Source organism: Actinomadura fibrosa, assembly GCF_900659615.1.
GTDB lineage: Bacteria > Actinomycetota > Actinomycetes > Streptosporangiales > Streptosporangiaceae > Spirillospora > Spirillospora fibrosa.
In genome coordinates this window covers 1-18,991 of sequence record NZ_CAACUY010000065.1, presented here as the reverse complement: position 1 = coordinate 18,991, position 18,991 = coordinate 1, and the positions used below count along the sequence as shown (strand labels likewise).

19 protein-coding genes and 1 pseudogene are annotated in these 18,991 nt (G+C 73.5%); 11 read left to right on the top strand and 9 right to left on the bottom strand.

Annotated elements, in window-relative coordinates; genetic code table 11:
• Positions 1-5 precede the first annotated feature (5 nt).
• From E1300_RS22345 to E1300_RS22330, 4 genes are all read left to right on the top strand, one after another.
• Positions 6-281 carry an acyl carrier protein gene (locus E1300_RS22345; protein WP_207399894.1) on the top strand — a complete coding sequence of 92 codons (276 nt, stop codon included), beginning with the start codon at positions 6-8 and terminating at the stop codon, positions 279-281.
• On the top strand, positions 278-1,189 hold the full coding sequence (locus E1300_RS22340) for an aminoacyl--tRNA ligase-related protein (RefSeq protein ID WP_242619321.1): 912 nt from the start codon (positions 278-280) through the stop codon (positions 1,187-1,189). The genes E1300_RS22345 and E1300_RS22340 overlap by 4 nt, the downstream gene beginning before the upstream one ends.
• Positions 1,190-1,253: 64 nt before the next feature.
• Positions 1,254-2,789, top strand: coding sequence for an SAM-dependent methyltransferase (locus tag E1300_RS51665; protein WP_207399893.1), 1,536 nt, complete (start codon positions 1,254-1,256; stop codon positions 2,787-2,789).
• Positions 2,786-3,997 carry an aspartate aminotransferase family protein gene (locus E1300_RS22330; protein ID WP_131758987.1) on the top strand — a complete coding sequence of 404 codons (1,212 nt, stop codon included), beginning with the start codon at positions 2,786-2,788 and terminating at the stop codon, positions 3,995-3,997. The genes E1300_RS51665 and E1300_RS22330 overlap by 4 nt, the downstream gene beginning before the upstream one ends.
• Before the next feature lie 21 nt (positions 3,998-4,018).
• Here the strand turns inward: E1300_RS22330 and E1300_RS22325 are convergent, their stop codons facing one another.
• Positions 4,019-5,458 carry a DUF1996 domain-containing protein gene (locus E1300_RS22325; protein ID WP_131758986.1) on the bottom strand — a complete coding sequence of 480 codons (1,440 nt, stop codon included), beginning with the start codon at positions 5,456-5,458 and terminating at the stop codon, positions 4,019-4,021.
• A gap of 445 nt (positions 5,459-5,903) precedes the next feature.
• Positions 5,904-6,734, bottom strand: coding sequence for a dienelactone hydrolase family protein (locus E1300_RS22320; protein ID WP_131758985.1), 831 nt, complete (start codon positions 6,732-6,734; stop codon positions 5,904-5,906).
• A 76-nt stretch (positions 6,735-6,810) separates the two neighbouring features.
• Here E1300_RS22320 and E1300_RS22315 point away from each other — a divergent pair, with 76 nt between their 5' ends.
• Complete coding sequence (locus E1300_RS22315) at positions 6,811-7,890, top strand: GlxA family transcriptional regulator (protein ID WP_242619320.1); 1,080 nt, start codon at positions 6,811-6,813, stop codon at positions 7,888-7,890.
• Positions 7,887-8,411, top strand: a complete 525-nt coding sequence (locus E1300_RS22310) for a cupin domain-containing protein (RefSeq protein ID WP_131758984.1) — start codon at positions 7,887-7,889, stop codon at positions 8,409-8,411. The genes E1300_RS22315 and E1300_RS22310 overlap by 4 nt, the downstream gene beginning before the upstream one ends.
• Positions 8,412-8,414: 3 nt before the next feature.
• Here the strand turns inward: E1300_RS22310 and E1300_RS22305 are convergent, their stop codons facing one another.
• A complete protein-coding gene (locus E1300_RS22305; protein ID WP_131758983.1) occupies positions 8,415-8,882 on the bottom strand; it encodes a cupin domain-containing protein in 468 nt (155 codons plus the stop codon).
• 19 nt (positions 8,883-8,901) lie between these two features.
• Complete coding sequence (locus E1300_RS22300) at positions 8,902-9,924, bottom strand: type III polyketide synthase (RefSeq protein ID WP_278045375.1); 1,023 nt, start codon at positions 9,922-9,924, stop codon at positions 8,902-8,904.
• Between the two features lie 516 nt (positions 9,925-10,440).
• Here E1300_RS22300 and E1300_RS22295 point away from each other — a divergent pair.
• Positions 10,441-11,652 (top strand): SGNH/GDSL hydrolase family protein, encoded by a 1,212-nt coding sequence (locus E1300_RS22295; RefSeq protein WP_242619319.1) that lies wholly within the window; start codon positions 10,441-10,443, stop codon positions 11,650-11,652.
• Between the two features lie 90 nt (positions 11,653-11,742).
• Here E1300_RS22295 and E1300_RS50210 read toward each other — a convergent pair whose 3' ends face one another.
• Positions 11,743-11,910 carry a hypothetical protein gene (locus E1300_RS50210; protein WP_165502933.1) on the bottom strand — a complete coding sequence of 56 codons (168 nt, stop codon included), beginning with the start codon at positions 11,908-11,910 and terminating at the stop codon, positions 11,743-11,745.
• Positions 11,911-12,099: 189 nt separating this feature from the next.
• On the opposite strand from E1300_RS50210, the gene fxsT reads away from it, so the two are divergent.
• Complete coding sequence (fxsT, locus tag E1300_RS22290; RefSeq protein ID WP_165502932.1) at positions 12,100-15,198, top strand: FxSxx-COOH system tetratricopeptide repeat protein; 3,099 nt, start codon at positions 12,100-12,102, stop codon at positions 15,196-15,198.
• Between the two features lie 31 nt (positions 15,199-15,229).
• Here fxsT and E1300_RS22285 read toward each other — a convergent pair whose 3' ends face one another.
• The gene (locus E1300_RS22285) at positions 15,230-15,592 is read right to left on the bottom strand and encodes an ester cyclase (protein WP_131758979.1); all 363 of its coding nucleotides are present in this window, start codon (positions 15,590-15,592) and stop codon (positions 15,230-15,232) included.
• Between the two features lie 118 nt (positions 15,593-15,710).
• Here E1300_RS22285 and E1300_RS22280 point away from each other — a divergent pair, with 118 nt between their 5' ends.
• Entirely contained in the window at positions 15,711-16,331 is a 621-nt protein-coding gene (locus E1300_RS22280) for a TetR/AcrR family transcriptional regulator (RefSeq protein ID WP_131758978.1), read from the top strand.
• Here E1300_RS22280 and E1300_RS22275 read toward each other — a convergent pair.
• Together E1300_RS22275 and E1300_RS50205 are read right to left on the bottom strand one after the other, a co-directional pair.
• Complete coding sequence (locus tag E1300_RS22275; protein ID WP_131758977.1) at positions 16,300-16,551, bottom strand: hypothetical protein; 252 nt, start codon at positions 16,549-16,551, stop codon at positions 16,300-16,302. The genes E1300_RS22280 and E1300_RS22275 overlap by 32 nt on opposite strands.
• A 51-nt stretch (positions 16,552-16,602) precedes the next feature.
• Positions 16,603-16,818 (bottom strand): TetR family transcriptional regulator, encoded by a 216-nt coding sequence (locus tag E1300_RS50205; RefSeq protein WP_165502931.1) that lies wholly within the window; start codon positions 16,816-16,818, stop codon positions 16,603-16,605.
• Here E1300_RS50205 and E1300_RS54005 point away from each other — a divergent pair.
• Together E1300_RS54005 and E1300_RS50200 are read left to right on the top strand one after the other, a co-directional pair.
• A pseudogene (locus E1300_RS54005) lies at positions 16,718-17,080 on the top strand (oxygenase MpaB family protein); the annotation flags it as partial. The gene E1300_RS50205 and the pseudogene E1300_RS54005 sit on opposite strands and share 101 nt — an antisense overlap.
• Positions 16,983-17,222: an oxygenase MpaB family protein gene (locus tag E1300_RS50200; protein ID WP_165502930.1), complete on the top strand. Its 240-nt coding sequence runs from the start codon at positions 16,983-16,985 to the stop codon at positions 17,220-17,222. The pseudogene E1300_RS54005 and the gene E1300_RS50200, both read left to right, overlap by 98 nt.
• 132 nt (positions 17,223-17,354) lie before the next feature.
• Here the strand turns inward: E1300_RS50200 and E1300_RS22260 are convergent.
• A partial coding sequence (locus E1300_RS22260) for a hydroxysqualene dehydroxylase (RefSeq protein WP_131758974.1) occupies positions 17,355-18,991 on the bottom strand: 1,637 nt, incomplete at its 5' end.

Sequence of the window (18,991 nt, the reverse complement as noted above, 5' to 3'; positions counted from 1 at the left end):
CGAGCATGCCCGCATCGGATCCCGTCGCCGCCCCCGACGGCGCCGAGCCCGTCCCGGACGGGCTGGAGTTCGTCCTGCGCCACCTGAGGTCGCGCAAGCCCGAGTACGGCGACCTCGACCCCGACTTCGACCTGATCGAGAACCGGGTGCTCGACTCCCTCGGCTTCGTGGAGTTCCTGTACCTGCTGGAGGAGCACACCGGCCAGGAGATCTCCATCGACGCCGTCTCCCGCGAGGACTTCCGCACGATCAGGCGGATCAGGGAACGGTTCTTCCGGTGACCGGCACACCGGCGGGCACACCGGCGGACGTCCGCGCCGCGGCTCCGCGCACCTGGTTCGACGCGCGGGCCGGCGCCGACGGCCGCGCCACGTTCGGCCCGGACTCCACCCGGCTCATCGCCCGCCTCGACCGGGAGTTCGCGTCGTGGGGCGAGGCGGCGGGCGCCGTCCCGGCGACGTACCCGCCGCTGGTGCCGGTGGCGGACCTGGCGGAGCTGGACTACTTCGACAACTTCCCGCACCTGGTCTCCCTGGCGGCGCCGCTGGACCCGGCCCGGCTGGACGGGGGCGCGGCCGGGCCCGCGGCCTCCGCCGGGGCGGTCCCGCCCGATCTCCTCGCCCCGGCCGCGCTGGCGCTGCCGTCCGCCACCTGCTACGGCGTCTACCTGGACCTGCGCGACCGGGTCCTGGACGAGCCGCCGCTGCGGATCACCGCGGTCGCGACCTGCTTCCGCCGCGAGGAGCGGTACGAGGGGCTGCGCCGGCTGCTCGGGTTCCGGATGCGGGAGGTCGTCTGCGCCGGCACCCGCGACGACGTCCTGGACCACCTCGCCGCGTTCCGGGCGCGGATCCTGGGCTTCACCGCGCGGCTCGGCCTGCCGGTGGAGGTCGCCGACGCCACCGACCCCTTCTTCGCCCCGGACGGTGCGCGCGGCCTCATGCAGAGGCTCTTCCCGGTCAAGAAGGAGTTCCTGTTCGGCGGCGAGCTGGCGATCGCGTCGGTGAACTTCCACCGCAACTTCTTCGGCGAGCGGTGCCGGATCGTGCTCGCCGACGGCACGCCCGCGTTCACCGGCTGCGCCGCCTTCGGCCTCGAACGCTGGCTGGCCGCGCTGAGCGAGCGGTTCGGCGGCGACGCGGCCGCCGCGGCGGCGGCCCTGGAGGCGGCCTGTGCCGATCCCCGATGAGGCCCCGCCGCGCGGTCCCCGCCCCCGGCCGCGCGGCGACCGTCACCCTAGCGAAAGGCGACACATGAGCCAGCTCGTCGAACGGGCCGCCGAACGCGCCGACCCGCACGTCCTGCCGGACGAGGAGGCGGCGGCGCTCCTCGGTGACACGACCTGGCGGCGGTTCGCCGTCCTCGGCGACTCCCTCGCCGCGGGGGTCCTGGAGGCGACGCCGGGATACGCGCCCGTGAGCTGGGCGGACCGGCTGCACGGGGTGCTGCGGCGGATCGATCCCGGCGTCGCGTACCTCAACCTCGGACGCCGCGGCCTGACGGCCCGGCAGGTCCGCGCCACGCAGCTCGACCGGGCGCTGGACTTCCGGCCCGACCTCGCCGCCCTCGTCTGCGGCGGCAACGACGTCCTCGCCCCCTCCTTCGATCCCGGTTCGGTCCACGACGACGTCGACGCGCAGGTGAAGGCGCTCACCGGCGCCGGTGCGACGGTGTTCCTGTACGGGTTGATGGACATCGCCAAGGGCGTCCCGGAGCTGGCTCGGATCCGGCCCCGGCTGGCCGACCTGAACGCGCTCGTCCTGGAGGTGGCGCGCCGGCACGGCGCGCTCTACGTCGACCTGTGGGACCACGCCGCCGCCGGCGACCGCGACCTCTACAGCTCCGACCTGCTGCACATGTCGGCGCGCGGGCACGCGCACATCGCGGCGCTGACGGTCCGCGCCCTGGCGGACCGGACGCCCCCGGCGGCCCGTGACGCCGTCGCCGTCGCCGTCCCGCGTCCGGGATGGGCGCCGGACGAGGCCGACGTGGAGCGCCCCAGCATCGCGCGGATGTACGACTACCTGCTCGGCGGCACCCGCCACACCGCCGCCGACCGGGCGGTCGCGCACGCGGCGGTGGCCGCGGCGCCCGGCATCAGGCTCACCCTCTGGGAGAACCGCAAGTTCATCAAGCGGGCCGTGCGGTACGCCGTCGGGCGCGGCGTCGACCAGATCCTCGACATCGGCTCCGGCATCCCCGCCCGCGGCGCGGTGCACGAGGTGGCCCGGCGGACCGACCCGTCCGTGCGGGTCGTCTACGCCGACACCGACCCGGTGGCGGTCGAGCGCGGCGCCGAGCTGCTGGCGGGCACGCCCGGCTGCGCGTCGGTGCGCGGCGACCTCACCGAGCCCGGGAAGGTCCTCGCGCTGCCGGAGGTCGCGTCGCTGCTGGACCTCGACCGGCCGGTCGCGCTCCTGCTCGTCAACGTGCTGCACTTCGTCGACCCGGACCTGGTCGGGGCGGCGCTCGCGGAGTACCGGGACCGGCTCGCGCCCGGCAGCCTGCTGGCGATCACGCACGGCACCGCCGACGGGACCGGCGCCACCGACGGTGCCGCCGACGGTGCCGCCTCGCTCAGCGACGTCTACGCCGGCGCCTACGGCCACATGACGATGCGGACGAGAGACGAGGTCACCGCGCTGTTCGGCGACTTCACGCTGGTTCCGCCGGGCGTGGTGGACCTGCCGGACTGGCGTCCCGCGCCGTCCCCGCTCAGCGCGCGCCTGGGCGGCCGGGCCGGTTCCCTGAGCTGCTACGCGGCCGTCGGCGTGAAGGGCCCGGCATGAGCGGCGGGCGGGACGAGGTCGTCAAGCTCTACGAACGGCACGTCAGCGCCATGGCGGCCCGGTCGGGCCTGCCGGTGGAGACCCGTTCGGAGGGCGCCTGGGTGCACGACGACCGGGGCCGCGCCCTGCTCGACTGCGGCGGGTACGGGGTGTTCCTGCTCGGCCACCGGCACCCGGCGGTGGTGGCGGCCGTGCACGCGCAGCTCGACCGCCATCCCCTGGCCACCCGGACGCTGCTGTCGGCGGAGCTGGCCGCGGCGTCCGCCCGGCTGGCCGGCATCGCCCCGCCCGGCCTGGACCACGTGTACTTCGCCTGCTCCGGCGCCGAGGCGGTCGAGACGGCGCTCAAGCTGGCGCGCGCCGCCGGGCGGCGCCGGGTCGTCGCGATGTCGGGCGGCTTCCACGGCAAGACGCTCGGGGCGCTGAGCGTCACCGACCGCCCGGCCTTCCAGCGCCCGTTCCGTCCGCTGCTGCCCGACGTGAGCACCGTCCCCTACGGCGACGCGGCCGCGCTCGGCGCCGAGCTCGCCGGGACGCCGGGCCGGGCGTGCGTGATCGTGGAGCCGGTGCAGGGCGAGGGCGGCGTCCGCGTCCCCCCGGACGGCTACCTCGCCGCGGTCGCCGAGGAGTGCCGCCGCCACGACGCCTTCCTCGTCGTGGACGAGATCCAGACGGGCCTGGGACGCCTCGGCGGCACCTGGTGGGGCTGCGACCGGGAGGGCGTCGTCCCCGACGTCCTCCTCGCGGGCAAGTCGCTGGGCGGCGGCTGCGTGCCGGTCAGCGCGGTCATCGGCACGGACCGCGCGTTCCGGCCGATCGACCGCAGCCACCGGCTGCACAGCTCGACATTCGGCGGCGCGCCGCTCGCCATGGCCGCGGTGACCGCGACCATCGGCGCGATCGAGCGGGACGGCCTGCTCGCCCGCGCCGAGGCCACCGGCGCGCGGCTGCTGGCCGGGCTGCGCGCCGCAGCGCCGCCGGGCGGCCCCGTCCGCGAGGTCCGCGGACGGGGCCTGCTCATCGGCGTCGAGCTGGCGGCGCCCGACCGGGCCGCCGCGCTCACCGCCGCCCTGCTCGACCGGAACGTGATCACCTCGCCGCCGCTCGGCGCGGACACCGTCGTCCGGCTCTGCCCGCCCGCCGTGTGGGACGAACCGGAGATCGGCTTCCTGCTCGGCGCCTTCCGGGACGCCGTCGCCGCCCTCTGAACGGGCGCGCCGCCCGCGGGTTCAGCAGCGGCGGCCCCGGTTGATGCACTGGACGGCGCGCCGCATCAGCCCGCCCGGCATGACGTTCTCGAAGTCGGCGTGGTCGGTGACCGGGTTGTGCAGCTGCTCGGGGAAGCTGTCCAGGGCGTAGACGCGTCCCTGCGCGATCTGGGTCCTGCCGACGTTGAGCGCGTAGGTCAGCGTCATGCGGAGCTGCGGGACCGGCCGCGTCCCGGACGGGCAGGCCCCCGACGCGGCGGGGAACACGACGTGGGTGCGGTGGTTGGCGCTGTCGGTGTTGCGCCCGTCCCAGCAGCTCGGGAAGTCCAGGACCCGGGCGACGCGGCTGCCGCGCGGGCAGATCGGGTACTTGGCCGCGGTCACGCGGTCGGTGAACCCGGTGCAGGTCCACGCGGCCCGCGCGTTGGCGGCGCCGTTGGTCGCGGACTTGGCGTCGCCGGTGATGATCCGCAGGAACCGGGGCATCGCCGTCACCTTGCCGGCCGCGTTCCCGCGGAACTGGAGCGACACCGTCGTGGGCGTCACGATGCGGCCGATGTTGAGGTCGGCGGCGCTCTGGTCGTTCTGCGCGGCGTCCTTCGCGCTCCGCAGCCGCAGCACGGGCCAGAAGTAGGCGGACTTGTCGCCGCGCCGGCAGGTCGTCCCGCCGCGCGCGAGGCTCTCGTCGTCGGAGAACCCGTCGGTGGTGAGGTTGCCGACGTAGTCGTGGGTGTGGTGGGCGCCGTTCTGGACGCCGGGCGCGACGATGAAGTTGTCGGGGTTGCGGTGCCCGTTCTGGTTGCGGCCGCACTGGGAGGTGAACGTTCCCCGGGACGCGCCGCGGGCGGGCCGCGCGGCCTTCGGGGCCCGCGGCACCTTGCGGATGTCGATGAAGTCCTCCGGTGCGGGGTGCCGCCGCGCGTCCCCGCCCGCCTGCCCGTTGCCCGGCTGCCCGGTGCCGGGCTGGGCCGTTCCGGGCTGGGCCGTTCCGGTCGGGGACGGGGTTCCGCTGGCCGAGCCGGGCGTCCCGGAGACGGTGCAGGCGGCGAGGGCGTCCAGGCCCTCCGGGCGGGTGCCCTGCCGTCCGATGGCCGTCGCGATGCGGTTGAGGGTGGCGACGCGCTTGTCCCGCAGCGGCCCGAGGATCGCGTTCTGGACGAAGTTCGGCCCGCCCTCCCCCGCCGACGAGACGAGCCGCGCGTTCGCCTCCTTGATCTGGGTGTCGAGGAGGGCCAGGTTCCGGTCCACCTCCGCCTGCGCGCGCGCCGGGACGGCGGGCAGCCGGTCCGCCACGGACGGGCAGGTGACCGTCTGCGCGGCCGACGCCGAGGCCGATGCCGAGGCCGCCGTCCCGGACACGGGCAGGGCGGCCAGGACCAGGCCGCTTCCGGCGGCCAGGGCGGCGGTGCGCAGGGTGGGACGGGTGCGCAGGGCAGATCGCGTTCGCCGTGCGTCTCGCATGCGGCGCTCCCCCTTTTTTTGGTGGGTGTGAGGAAGGATCACCCGGCTTCAGTCCAGTGGTACGGGAGCGACCGCCGTGGCGGTTCAACGCGATCGGACGGAATCTGTGGCTTAGCTCCCGCTCAGTCGAGGTCTAACGGAAGGTTAAGGACCCCCGTCAGCGCACCGCACGGTCTAGCGTCAGCGGCGTCACGGGCAGCGTGCCCGCGGCGCGACGCGACGGACCGTGCGGCACCCTTCACCCGGCTTCGAGCCGCACGGACCGTCGCCTCCTCACCCACGAGACCGGCGCCGCCCGCACCTGTCCGACGCCGCCGATCCCACCCACAGGTACGCGCGTGCGGGCGCGACTGTTCAATGCTCCCGCCCCCACGCCCCCACGCCCCCACAGCAGGTCAAGCCCGCAGCGCCCCGACACCCGTTCAGGTCATGAGGCAGGCCGGGATCACGGCCTGGACGCGGTCGCCAGCCGGTCCGCCAGGAAGGCGAGGATCTCGTCGCGGGCCCGCAGGGTCGGATGGCCTTCCTCGTTCACCAGGTGGGCGGTGACGACGCTGTGCGGCGTCCCGACCATGTCGCGGAAGAACGGGGGCGGCTCGGGGTTGGCGGTGGCGCCGTCGAGGACGCGGCCGTCGAAGGCGTCGCCGAGGAGCCGGCGGTAGGCGGCGAAGCGCCGCCCGGTGCACCAGCGGTCGTTGTCGAAGCGGTAGGCGAGCACGCGCAGGCCGTCCCGGACGACGCGGTCGCGGACGGCGCGGGCGTCCTCACCGCCGAGTTCGAGCCCGGCCGGGTCGTCCAGCGGAAGGGACGGGTGGTTGAGGACCGGCGCGATCACGGACGGCTCCAGCGTCATCGTCAGGGCGAAGTTGCCGGTGAAGCACAGCCCGACGGCGCCGACGCCCGGCCCGCCGCACTCGGCGTGCGCCCGGCGGGCCAGGCCGCGCAGCCAGGCGGTCACGGGGCTGGTGCCGCCTCCGGCGAACGCGCGGAACTCGGCGCTGACGCAGGCCCGGCGGATCACCTCCCGGCCCGCCTCGGTCGCGGGGTAGGCACCGTCCGCGCCGAAGAGGGAGGGAACGTGGACGGTGAAGCCCGCGTCCCGGATCCACCGGGCCAGGCGCAGGACGTCGGGGCTGATGCCCGGCATCTCCGGCATCAGGACGACGGCCGGGCCGGACCCGGCGACGTAGACCGGCTTCACCGTTCCGTCCACGTCCACCAGCCGGCGGGTGAAGTCGCCGAGGTCGTCGTCACCGGGGTGCTCCGCAGGGTTCATGACCGTCAGGGTGGACGATCGGCCCGGCGGAGCACGATGGGCGAGATCGCCATATACGGGGGTAATCTCGCCAATCGTGAGCGCGTTGCGGATCGGGGTGCTGGCCTATCCGGGCTGCTTCGCGTCCGAGGTGTTCGGGGTCCCCGACCTGCTGACGATGGCCGCGCACATCGCCGGGCCCGAGCACGCCGGATACCGGGTCTCGGTCGTCTCGCCCCGGCGCAGGGTCGTCGCGTCCGGCGGGCAGGAACTGGCCGTCGCACCGTTGCGCGAGGTGGACGTCCTGGTGGTGCCCGGGTTCGAGCTGGTGTCCGGGCCGGACGTGGAGGCCAGGCTCGCGGCGCTCGCCCTGGAGACCGCGGCGATCCGGGCGCACGCGGACACGGGCAACGCCGTCGTGTCGATCTGCGTCGGCGCGTTCCTCCTCGCCGAAGCGGGGCTGCTCGACGGCCGCCGCGCCACGACGGCCTGGCTCATGGCGGACGAGCTCGCCCGGCGCTGCCCCGGCGCCGACGTCCGGCCCGAGCACCTCGTCGTCACCGACCGGGGGGTCACGACGACGGCGGCCTTCAGCGCCATGTACGACCTGGCGCTGGAGATGATCCGCCGGCACAGCGGCGCGGGCGTCGCGCGCACCACGGCGCGGATCGCCCTCCTCGACGACGCGCGGTCCTCCCAGTCCCCCTACGTGGACGCCCGGCTGCTGCCGCGGCCCGGGAACGCGTTCTCCCACCGGGTCATGCGCCGCCTCGACCAGGACCTCACCGCCCGCTACGACCTCACCGCCCTGGCGGCGGCCTCCAACGTCAGCGCCAGGACGCTGCTCCGGCGCTTCTCCGCCGAAACCGGGCAGAGCCCGCTCGGCTACCTCCAGTCCGCGCGCGTCCGCCGCGCCCGCCATCTCCTGGAGACCACGGACCTGACCATCGCCGCCGTCGCCGCCACCGTCGGCTACCGGGACCCCGGCACCTTCGCCGCGCTCTTCGCCAAACACACCGGCCGGCGCCCCGGCGACTACCGCGCGGCCTTCCGCCGCAAGGCCGACCGAACCCCGGGCAGGCGCGGCGGACGGCGCAGCACCCGGGTTTCGCCGTCCCCACCGACTGGTAGGTACGAACGTATGCCGGAGGACGACGCGGGCGAGGACGCGCGATGAGCACCGGACGGATCATCCTGCCCGGGGAAGGACGGAGCGTCAGCACGCCCACCTTCCAGGCGACGTTCCTGGTCACCGGACCCGAGGCCCATCACGCCTCGATCGTGGAGAACCTGATCGCCCCCGGCCTGGACGTCGGCGCCCACCTGCACAACGGCACCGACGAGTGCTTCTACGTGCTCGACGGAGAACTGGAGCTGTTCGCCTTCGAGCCGACCCGGCGCACCGCCGACGGCTGGGACGAGTGGGAGAGCGCCGACGGCCGACGGCCGGTCCGGGCCGAGGCCGGGACCTGCGCGATCATCCCGCGCGGCTGCCCGCACGCCTTCCGCAACACGACCCGCGCGCCCGCGAGGCTCCTGACGATCGCCTCACCCGTGGGCGCCCTGGAGTCCTACCTGGAGGCGATGGCGGAGATCCTGACCACCCGCCCTCCGTCCGAGCACCGGGAGGCCATCGCGCGGATGCGCGCCGCCTACGACACCCACCAGATCACCCTCTTCAAGACACCGCCGCCCTAACGCTTAGCGCGGCGGGCCGAGAATGGTGTTGCCCCGCTCGGCGGCGGCCTCGGCCAACCGGTCCAGGTCGACCCGCCACCCCGGCGGACGCGGCGCGGACACATCCCGGCCGACCTCGCGGAACATGCCCTCGATGCCGCTCGGCGTGCAGATCATCAGCAGGTCCGCGGTCGGCGAGGTGATGCGGTAACCGTGCGGGACGCCGCGCGGCAGGAACGCGACACCGCCGGCCGACAGCTCACTCCGCCGCCCGTCGGACCACAGCAGCGCCGTCCCCTCGATCAGCAGGAAGACCTCGTCCTCCCGGGTGTGCACGTGGTACGGCGGCGCCTCACCCCGCCGCACCGCGAAGCGCCCCACCATGAGCTGCCCGTCGGTGGCGGCACCGTCCAGCAGCAGGGACAGCACCCCGCCGTCCAGCCACTCCAGCCGCTCCTGCTGATCGCGCTGGGCGAGGAACGTCATGCTCATCCGCCGCCGCACCCCCTCGTCACGGCCCCTCCCCGGCCGGTGCGGTCCACGTGCCCAAGGTGATCTCGGCCGTGATGCCGGGACCGAACCCGGCGATCATCGTGCGGGCCCCGGACCGGGCGCCGCCGTCGGCGAACACCCTGCGCAGCCCGTCCAGGACGACGGCGCTGGCGATGTTGCCGTAGTCGGTCAGGGTGGCCCGGCTGTGCCGGAAGGTGCCGGGGTCGATGGCCAGGAACCGGGCCAAATCGTTCAGGATGCGCGGACCGCCCGCGTGGATGATGTAGACGTCCAGGTCGGCGGCGTCCCATCCGTGCCCGCCGGCGACCCGGTCCAGCACCGGCGCCAGCGGCTCCATGGTGCCGGGCACGCGCCGGTCGAGCCGGAAGTGGAAACCGGTCGACTTCACCGCGTAGGAGATCCACTCCTCGGTGCCGGGGATCAGGTAGGCCGCGTCCTCCTCCAGCTCGACGCCGGTACCGCCCTCGCCGCGGACGACGGCGGCGGCGACCGCGTCGCCGAACAGCCCGTCCGACAGCAGCGAGCCCACGTCGTGGTCGTCCGGCTGGTAGCACAGCGAGCAGAACTCGCACGCCACGATCAGCGCGCTGCTCCCCGGATGCGCCCGGCAGAAGTCGTGCGCCCGGTTGATCGCCGCCGCGCCGGCCGCGCAGCCCAGCTGCGCGATCGGCAGCTGGCGGGTGTCGAACCGGAACCCCATCGTGTTGATCAGCCAGGCCGTCGGCGACGGCATCGTGAAGCCGGTGCACGACACCCACACGATGGCGTCGATGTCGGCCGGCCGCAGACCGGCCTTGCGCAGGGCCCCCTCGACCACCGACGGCACCCGCCGCCTCGCCTCCCGGCCGTAGATGGCGTTGCGCTGCTCGAAACCGGGCTGCCGCAGCGTCTCCTCCAGCGGCAGGACGATGTGCCTGGTCCGCACCCCGGTGTTGCGGATCAGCCGCAGGACCAGCTCCCGCTGCGGATGCGCGCCGTGCAGGCGCTCCGCCAGCGCCAGCGTGTCCTCAAGCGTCACCACGTGTTCGGGCACCTCAACGGCGGGCTCACACAGAACCGGCATCGTCGCCCCCTGTCCGTCGACGCGTCACGGTGCACGCCCGCGCCCGACCCTGCGCCGGTGCGGGAACGCGCCGCAAGCCGCACTGCGAAGGGCGCACAATGCTCCCGTTTGCGACCTCTGCCCCTTTCCTGCTTGCTTCCTAACCGTGACGGGGACGGCGATGCCCATCAGCATGCCAAGCTCTGGTCATCAGCCGTACCAGCCCGACAGCCGCCGTCGCGGGCGTTCGGAGCGGCCTGGACGCCGGCGAGGGCTTCCCCACGCACCAGACGTTGAGACCCATCGACGATCGCCGGCCATGGTGTCAGCCTGGCGGACATGACCTCACCGACACCGGTTCCCTCCCGATCCCCCGCCCTGCACACGCGACGCGCGTCACGTCCTCCGAAGCACCCGTTTCCCCGGCTCAGGAAACGGCGCTCCACGTCCAGGACGTACGCGTTCGCGTTAGCTGGCGCCACGACGTTGGCGCTCGTGTTCGCACCACCCAGCCCCGCGTCCATCGCCTCGACGACCGGGCACGGCTGGACGGGAGCGTGGGCGACGGCCCCCCAGCACCCCACCGCGGGCCCTTTCGGACCCAACTGGTCCGTCGCCGGATTCACCGGCCAGTCCGTCCGCCAGATCGTCCGCGCCGGAATCGGCGGTTCCCACCTGCGCATCAGGCTGTCCAACGCCTACGGAACCGGACCGCTGCGCCTGACCGGCGCGACGATCGCCAGGACCGGCGACCGCGCCTCCGTACGCCCCGGCAGCATCCGGACGCTCACCTTCCACGGCTCTCCGTCCGGCGTCATCCCCGCGGGCCGGCAGACCGCCAGCGACGAACTGCGATTCCCCGTCTCCCCGCTGGAACGGCTGACGGTGACGCTGTACTTCGCCGAACCGACCGGCCCGGCCACCTTCCACATGTTCGCGACCGCGACCGCCTACCGCGCCTCCGGCGACCAGCGGTACGACACCGGCGGCGCGTTCGACCCGTCCGACACGAGCACATCGTCGTACTTCCTCACGGGGATCGACGTGCACGGCGAACCGGGACGCGGCACCGTCGTGGCCTTCGGTGACTCGATCACCGACGGCGTGGGCTCGTCCACGGACGCCGACGACCGCTACCCCGACGAGCTCACCGAACGGCTCGCCGCCGCGCGCCGCCCGGCGAGCGTGCTCAACACCGGCATCGGCGGCAACCGCCTCCTGAACGGCTCACCCTGCTTCGGCGACGCGGCCGTCACCCGGTTCCGGCGGGACGTCCTGCAACAACCCAGGCCCCGGACCGCGATCGTCCTCCTCGGCATCAACGACATCCTCTCCAACGACTACGACGGCTCCGGCTGCTACAACCCGCGGCCGACGGTCACCGCGCGGCAGATCATCGACGGCCACCGGAGACTGATCCGAGACGGCCACGCCCGGGGCATCAGGATGATCGGCGCGACCCTCACCCCGTACGAGGGCTTCCCGCACTACACCGCCGCGGGCGAGCGGCTCCGCGCGCAGGTCAACCGCTGGATCCGCACGAGCGGCGAATACGACGCGGTGGTCGACTTCGACCGGGCCGTCGCCGACCCCGCGGACCCCGGCCGCAACCGCATCCGCGCCGCGTACGACAGCGGCGACCACCTGCACCCCAACGACGCCGGCTACCGGGCCATGGCCGCCGCCGTCGACCCGAGGACCCTCTGATCGCGTCTTTCATGGACGGTGCCTTTACTTTGTAGATCAAACTTGGGCTCCCGGGGGACGTCCGGGAGCCCAAGCGGTCCGGTGACGGGATCAGTGGTGTGTGAGCCACCAGGCGACGAAGGGGCCCGCGGCGGCGCCCAGGGCGCCGGCCAGTCCGCGGACGGCGGCGAACAGCGCGGCCTGCGCCAGCCGCCGCCGGGTCGTGCGGATGGCCGCGCGCCGCCGCGGACGCCGGTCGTTCGGCTCGGTCGTGCTCATCGGATTCCCTTCCTCCTTCGCCGGACGGGGCGTCCGGCGGGTGAGGCCACGATCGCGCCGCGCCCCGTTCGGATTCGAGACGGTTCGGTGTTCTGGTTCTGCTGCGCTGATGGGCGGCGGTGCGGTGTGCTGGAAACCGAACAGGCCGGGGCGAAACCGAACAGGCCGGGGGAAGCGAACGGGGGCGGAGTGGCACGACGCAGCGACCCTGAGGACATTCAAGACCGCGAGGAGTTGCTCAAAGCCCTGCGGCAGCTCTACGACGACCGTGGCTTGTCGCGGCATGACTTCGCCGAAGCGAGCAGCCTGGGCACGGCCACCGTGCAGGCCATTCTGAACGGGTCCACCGGCATCCCGCAGCCGGGGACGCTCAAGGCGTTCGCGAAGGCGTGCGGGGAAGACCCGGACGCCTGGCTCGCGGCCCGCCGCCGTGCCGTCAAGGCCCAGAAGAACGCCGAGGCGTTACGGGGCCCGGTCTATCTGCCCGTCCAGGCCGGGCGGTCGTTCGTCGGCCGGGAACGCGAGCTGGAAGCCCTGGACGACGCGCTCACCGGCCCGTCTTCGGCGGGCGGGACGGGGACGCTGGTCGTTCAGCAGCGGGTCGGGACCGTGCACGGGCTCGGCGGCATCGGCAAGTCGGCCCTCGCCGCCCACTGGGCCGCCGCCCGCCTGGACGAGCACGCGGCGACCTGGTGGATCACGGCCGACACCCCGGCGCACGTGACCCAGGGCCTCGCCGCGCTCGGTGCCGCACTCGACGAGTCACTCGCCGACCGGTCCCTGGAGGTGCTCGCCGAGCACGCCCTCGGCTGGCTGGCCGCTCACCGCGGCTGGCTGCTGGTCCTGGACAACGTGGTCGATCCGGCGGACGTGGAGCAGCTGCTCGCCCGGGTGCGCACCGGCCGGATCGTGGTGACCACCCGGACCGCGACCGGCTGGGACCGCCTCACCGGCCACGTACTGCGGCTGGACGTCCTCACCCAGGCCCAGGCCGTCGATCTGCTGACGCGGATCGTCACCGGCGTCCGGCCGAACGCCGCGCTCGACGGTGCCGCGGAGCTGGCCGAGGAGCTGGGGCAGCTGCCGCTCGCCCTCCGCCAGGCCGCCGGGTTCATCGCGGAGACGGGCATGACCCCGGCCGCCTACCTCGACCTCCTCGCGCGCTATCCGGCCTCCACGTACGGCCAGGCCCCGGCGGACACGCCCGTCGACCGGACCATCGCGCGCGTCTGGCACGCCACCCTCGACCACCTGCGGGTCAGCACGCCCTTGGCCGGGCACCTGCTGCGCGTGCTGGCGTGGTACGCGCCGGACCGGATCCCGCGCTCCCTGCTGGATCCAGGACTGAGCCCGGACGGTGCGCGCGCGCCGGCCGACCCCGTCATGGTGCACGCCGCCGTGGCCCGCCTCGCCGCCTACAACATGATCACTCAGGACGAGGACGGCCGGACGCTGAGCGTGCACCGCCTGGTCCAGGCACTGGCGCGGACGCCCGACGAGGCCGACCCGCACCGGAAGCCCGGCGACGTCGCCCGCGCCCGCGCCGAGGCCGCCGGACTCCTGTGCACGGCCGTCCTGCCGGACGTCGAGGACCCGGCCGTCTGGGCGGCGCTGCGGTCGCTCGTCCCGCACGCCGACGCGCTCACCGACCGCGTCGACGCCGGCGGCGACCTGTCGATCTACGTGATCTGCTCGCGGGTCGGGAACTTCCTGCGCGGGCAGGGCCTGCTCAACCGGGCCATCACCTATCTGCAACGGTCGTTGGACGTCGCCGAGCACCTGACCGACTCGGACCACTTCCTCACGATGCACGCTCGGACCGACCTCGGTCTCGCCTACCGGGACACCAGCGAGCCCGAACGCGCCGTGCCTCTCCTCTTGCAGAACGTCCTCGACTGCGAGCGCCTGCTGGGCGACGACCATCCCGACACGTTGTCGTCACGCCACAACCTCGCCTACGCCTACCAGAAGCTCGGGGATCTGGAGCAGGCCGTCCCGCTGCATGAGCAGACGCTCGCCGCTCGGGAACGCGTCCTGGGCGAGGACCATTTCCAGACGCTCATCTCCCGCAACAACCTCGCGTTGGCCTATGCCGAGGCCGGGCAACCGGAGCGGGCTCTGCCCCTGCATGAACGCAACCTCGCCGACCGCCGGCGCATCCTCGGCGAGGACCACTCCCACACGCTGTCCTCCGGCAACAACCTGGCGAGCGTGTACGAGAAGATCGGCGATCTGGAGCGCGCGGTCGCCCTCTATGAGGAGACCCTCGCGGGTTACGTCCGCACCCTCGGCGAAGACCACCCGGACGCGCTGGCGGCCAAGGGCAACTTGGCGTACGCCTACGAGAACGCAGGTAATCCGGAGCAGGCCGTCGCCTTGGGCGAGGAGGCCTTGGCCGGCTGCGAGCGCGCCCTGGACGTCGACCATCCGCTGACTCTGCGCATCCGCGTGAGCCTGGCCCATGCCTACGAGGCGGTAGGTGATCTCAAGCGGGCGATCCAACTCCAGGAGCACGTCGTCGACGAGCACGCCCGGCGCTCAGGCGACGATCACATCGACACGCTCGTCGCCCGAAGCAACCTCGGTCACTTCTACAAGTCGAGCGGCGACGCCCAGCGCGCCGTGTCCGTGTACGAGGCCGCTGTCGCCGGACTGTCCCGGACCTGCGGGGACGACGATCCGAACACTGTGGGCGCGCGCAGCAACCTAGCCCAGGCCCACCACCTCGCAGGGGATCCGCGAGGCGCCATCGCCCTGTTCGAGCGGGCCTTCGAGGACTGCGTCCGGGTGTTGGGCGAGGACGATCCCCTGACCCTCTCCTGCGGGAACAACATGGCCCACGCCTACAAGGACGCAGGAGACGCGCAACGGGCAGTGGTCCTGTTCGAGCGGACGCTCGCCGGCCGCGAACGGCTTCTCGGCCAAGACCACCTCGACACCTTGGAATCGCGCCACGACCTCGCGGGCGCCTGCCAGGAGGCCGGGGACCTCAAGCGCGCGATCAAGCTCCATGTCGACACGCTCAACGGTCGGCGCCGCGTGCTCGGCGCCGACCATCCCGACACCCTGCTCTCGCACAACAACCTCGCGGGCGCCTACCAGACGGCCGGCGACCTCAAGCGGGCCGTCGCCCAGCATCGCGCCGCGCTGGCGGGCTACCAGCGGCTCCTGCCCGCGGGCCACCCGCTCCTCGCGACGATGCGCAGGAACCTCGAAGTCGCCCTGACGCTGCGGAAACAGCGCGACCGCGCCCCAGCGAAGTCCCGCAGGAAGCCGCCGAGGACCTGAGCCGAGAGGCGGCGTCGAGCCGCTCGGACGCTCACTGCCGCGGGTCCGGGCCCTCGGTGACCCCCCAGGCCTCCGCGAGCCGGCCGTCCTCGACGCGGAAGATCTCGATCAGCGTCGGCCCGGCTCCGCCGTCCGGAGCCGGGACGCCCGTGAAGGACGAGCGGACGGCGACCTTGTCCCCGTCGACCAGGATGTCGTCGGCGACGACGCGCATATCCGGGAACCGGGCGACGATCTCGCGCCAGGCCTCCTTGCCCGCCTCGCCGCCGGTGGCGCCGAGCGGATGGTTGGCGAAGTCCGGGGTGAACAGCTCGTCGGCCAGGTCGAACCGCCGGGTGTTGAAGCACTCCTGGAGCCGCAGCACCAGAGCGGTCGCCTGCTCGCGCGTGGTCATCGTGATGGTCCCCTCGCCTGCTCGCCGGTCCGGTGAGCGCCGCCCGGCCATAAGCGGTGCGTCGCCCCGGTTATTTCCGGCAGCATACGGGGCGCTGCCCCGGTTATGCTAGGGCGGGATGTCCAGCCGACCGCCTGAGCGTGCACCAGCGAAGCCGCCCGCAGTTCCCGGGAGCGAGCGGGAACTGCGGGCCGACGCGCGCCGCAACCGCGAACGGGTGCTGCGGACGGCGCAGCGGCTGTTCGCCACCGAGGGCCTCGGTGTCGCGCTCGACGAGATCGCCCGCCGCGCGGGCGTCGGTCCCGGCACGGTGCACCGGCACTTCCCCACCAAGGAGGCGCTCTACCTCGCCGTCGCGATCGACCGGCTGGAGCTGCTCATCGCGGAGGGCGAGGCGCTCGCCGGCACCGGCGACCCGGCCGCGCTGTTCGCGCTGCTGTCGTCGATGATGGCGTCCGGCGCGGAGGACGCGGCGGTGAAGAGCGCGCTGGCGGCCGCCGAGTTCGACCTGCGCAGCGCCGCCCCGGACGTCGCCGCCGGCCTCACCCAGCAGGTCGCGCGCCTGCTCGAACGCGCCCGCGCCGCCGGTGCCGTGCGTCCCGACGTCACCGTCGAGGAGGTGATGGCGCTCGTCGCGGGCGCCTTCGCCGCGATCCGCCACGCCGACGCGGAGACGAGCCGCGAACGCTCAGCGCACATCGCCCAAATCATCCTGGACGGCCTACGCCCCCGCCCCTAGCCGTCCTTCCGCGGGCGCGCCGCTTCGATCCGGTCAGGGGGAGGACGGGGAGCAGCATCGCGTCCAGGAGTTCGTCCAGGTCGGTGGGGGGCGGCGCCAGGGTCAGCATCATGAAGACCCGCAGGAGCCAGTGCGCGAGGGCGGCGGGGCCCTGCTCGAACATGGTGTCGAGGTGCGCGGCGAGGGCGCGGCCGACGAAGTCGGGCTCGTCGCGCAGCACCTTCGTCAGGACGGTGCCGTAGAAGGCGTGCAGGTCCCGGGACAGCAGCAGTCAGGCGGCGTTCTCCACCGATCCGAGCTGCCGGTAGACGGTGCTGCGCGACACCCCCATCTCGCGGGCGATGTCGGCCATCGAGCAGCGGGACAGGCCGCGCCGCGCCCGCCGGATCCGCGACCTGCACCTGGGCATCAAGGGCGTCGACACCGAGGGCCGCCGGTTCCACGCCCTCGATCCGGAGACGTTCTGGTGGGCCCACGCGACGTTCACCTGGCACATGTTCCGCACCGCCGAGCTGTTCCTCCCCGCCGGGACGCTGGCGGCAGGCGACCACGAGCGCCTCTATCCGGAGACCGTCGCCTGCTACGGGCGGTACGGGGTGACGGTGCGCCCCGTCCCGCCGGACTTCGCCGCCTTCCGCGTCCGGTTCGCCGGTGCTGCGGCCCCTGGGCACTCTCGTCGCGATCGGCTGCCTCCCGCCGCCGATGCGGGAGCGGTTCGGCATCGCGTGGTCGCCGGTCGAGCAGCGGCGCTTCGAGCGCCTGGCGGTCCTGGTCCGCGCCGCGGTCCGCCCGCTGCCGCGGCGGGTCGACCGGTGGGCGCCGCCGACCGCGATGCGCGTCATCGGCGCCAGGACCCGCCGCGAGCGTTACCGGCCCCCTCCCGCGCGGTGACCGGGCGGGAAGGCGCGCCGCGCGTCCGGTGCGCGTCCGTGCCGCCTGCGGACCGGCGCTCGGGCGCGCGGACGCCGGTCCGCAGGCGGCGGCTTGAGGGGGTGAGCGATGGTCGGGGGCGGGACGGCGCCGTCAGGGCTTGGCGGGGTCGTACAGGTCGAAGAAGGCGGCCTCGCCGCGGTCGAAGCGGCGGTCGTCGTCCTCGAAGAAGCCGTTGAACTCGGTGGGCTGGTAGAGCTTGAACAGCTTGGCGGGGGTGCCGCCGGCGCCGGAGGCGTCCAGGATGGCGTTGGCGGCCTTGCGGCCGGCCTCATTGGCGCCCTCCATGGTGGCCAGGTTGACGTCGGCGCGGACGTAGTCGGAGGCCAGGAACAGGTTCGGCAGCGCGGTGGCGGCCTCGGGCCGGTGGTTCCAGGAGCTGGGCCGGTTGATCAGCAGCGGCTCGTCGTTGGCGACCTGGGGGGTGCCGTTGCCGGTGATGGCGGGGTCGATGAAGTAGGAGTGGATGTTGGCGTCCTGGAGGACGATCCCGTTCCAGGGCAGGGCCTTGCGGATCTGCGCGACGATCTCCTTGAAGATCTGCTCGGCGGTGCAGTCGCGGGCGGGCTTGCCGTAGAGGATGCCGGGCCTGTCCCAGGCCGACAGGTCGATGGACAGGCAGTCGTTGACCTCGCCGTTGCCGTAGGTGGTGCCGAACCTCTTCTTCCAGAACTGGGCCTGGCTGATGGAGGTCAGCGCCCACGGCTGGCCGGCGTAGGCGACGTGGCCCTTGGCCAGGTCGATCGGCTGCCGCAGGTAGATCATGATGCCGTTCATCCAGTCGGTGGTCAGCTCGCGCAGCGATTTGAGGCTGGGGTCGACGGCCAGGATCTGGTCGTTGAGCAGCGGGACGGCGCGCTCGACCGGCACGGCCAGGACGTAGTGGTCGGCGGTGACGGTGCCGGTCCCGGTGGGGCCGGTGATCTGCGCGCCGCTGATCCGCTTGTCGGCGACGTCCAGGCGGGTGAGGGTGGCGTCGGACTGGAAGGTCACGCCGAGCGACTTGAGGTGGGCGATCCACGGGTCGATGAGCGCCTCGTTGGTGGGGGCGTTCAGCAGCCGGTCGGGGGCCTTGTAGCCGCCCAGGCCGAGGGTGCTGTAGACCCACGCCTCGGCCATCAGGCCCATGGTGTGGGCGTTGGCCTTGTCGGGCTTGGCCGCCACCAGGGTGCCGGTGAACATCTCCACCAGCAGCTCGTTGTATGCCTTGGACATCTTCTCGGCGTGCACGAACTGGGAGAAGCTCATGTTCTCCCACTGCCGGTAGCGGCGCTTGGGCCCGCTGGTGACGAACGCGATCATCTTCTGCAGGAAGTAGCCGACCTCCACCGCCGGGACGGCGCCGACCACGTTGACCGCGGTCTGGAGGAAGGCCAGCAGCGAGTCGGGGCTGAGCGTGCCGATGATGCTGCCGCGCGCGGGAAGGGTGAACTTGGTGCCGTTGAAGAACGCGGCGACCTGGTCGCCGGCGACCAGGTTGTCGAACGCCTTGCCGCCGCCGGGCAGCGGGATGCGCGACATGGTGTCGGGCAGGTTCTGGTAGAAGCCGGGGAAGAACCGGAACCCGTGCTCGGCGGGCAGGTCCTGGCGGCCTCCGCTTCCGGTGCCGGGGACGGGCATGCTGCGGCACTTGCCGCCCCACGCCTTGCGCTCGTAGACCGTCACCTGGAAGCCGCGCTCGGCCAGCTCGTGGGCGGTGCTCAGCCCGCCCATCCCGCCACCGAAGATCG

Bases quoted from the DNA above. Each gene is read 5' to 3' on its own strand.
- E1300_RS22330 (WP_131758987.1), top strand. From the start codon at position 2,786: ATGAGCGGCGGGCGGGACGAGGTCGTCAAGCTCTACGAACGGCACGTC.
- E1300_RS22305 (WP_131758983.1), bottom strand. From the start codon at position 8,882: ATGAGCATGACGTTCCTCGCCCAGCGCGATCAGCAGGAGCGGCTGGAG.
- E1300_RS22285 (WP_131758979.1), bottom strand. From the start codon at position 15,592: ATGACCACGCGCGAGCAGGCGACCGCTCTGGTGCTGCGGCTCCAGGAG.
- E1300_RS51665 (WP_207399893.1), top strand. From the start codon at position 1,254: ATGAGCCAGCTCGTCGAACGGGCCGCCGAACGCGCCGACCCGCACGTC.
- E1300_RS50210 (WP_165502933.1), bottom strand. From the start codon at position 11,910: ATGAGCACGACCGAGCCGAACGACCGGCGTCCGCGGCGGCGCGCGGCC.
- E1300_RS22280 (WP_131758978.1), top strand. From the start codon at position 15,711: ATGTCCAGCCGACCGCCTGAGCGTGCACCAGCGAAGCCGCCCGCAGTT.
- E1300_RS22320 (WP_131758985.1), bottom strand. From the start codon at position 6,734: ATGAACCCTGCGGAGCACCCCGGTGACGACGACCTCGGCGACTTCACC.
- E1300_RS22345 (WP_207399894.1), top strand. From the start codon at position 6: ATGCCCGCATCGGATCCCGTCGCCGCCCCCGACGGCGCCGAGCCCGTC.
- E1300_RS22310 (WP_131758984.1), top strand. From the start codon at position 7,887: ATGAGCACCGGACGGATCATCCTGCCCGGGGAAGGACGGAGCGTCAGC.
- E1300_RS22325 (WP_131758986.1), bottom strand. From the start codon at position 5,458: ATGCGAGACGCACGGCGAACGCGATCTGCCCTGCGCACCCGTCCCACC.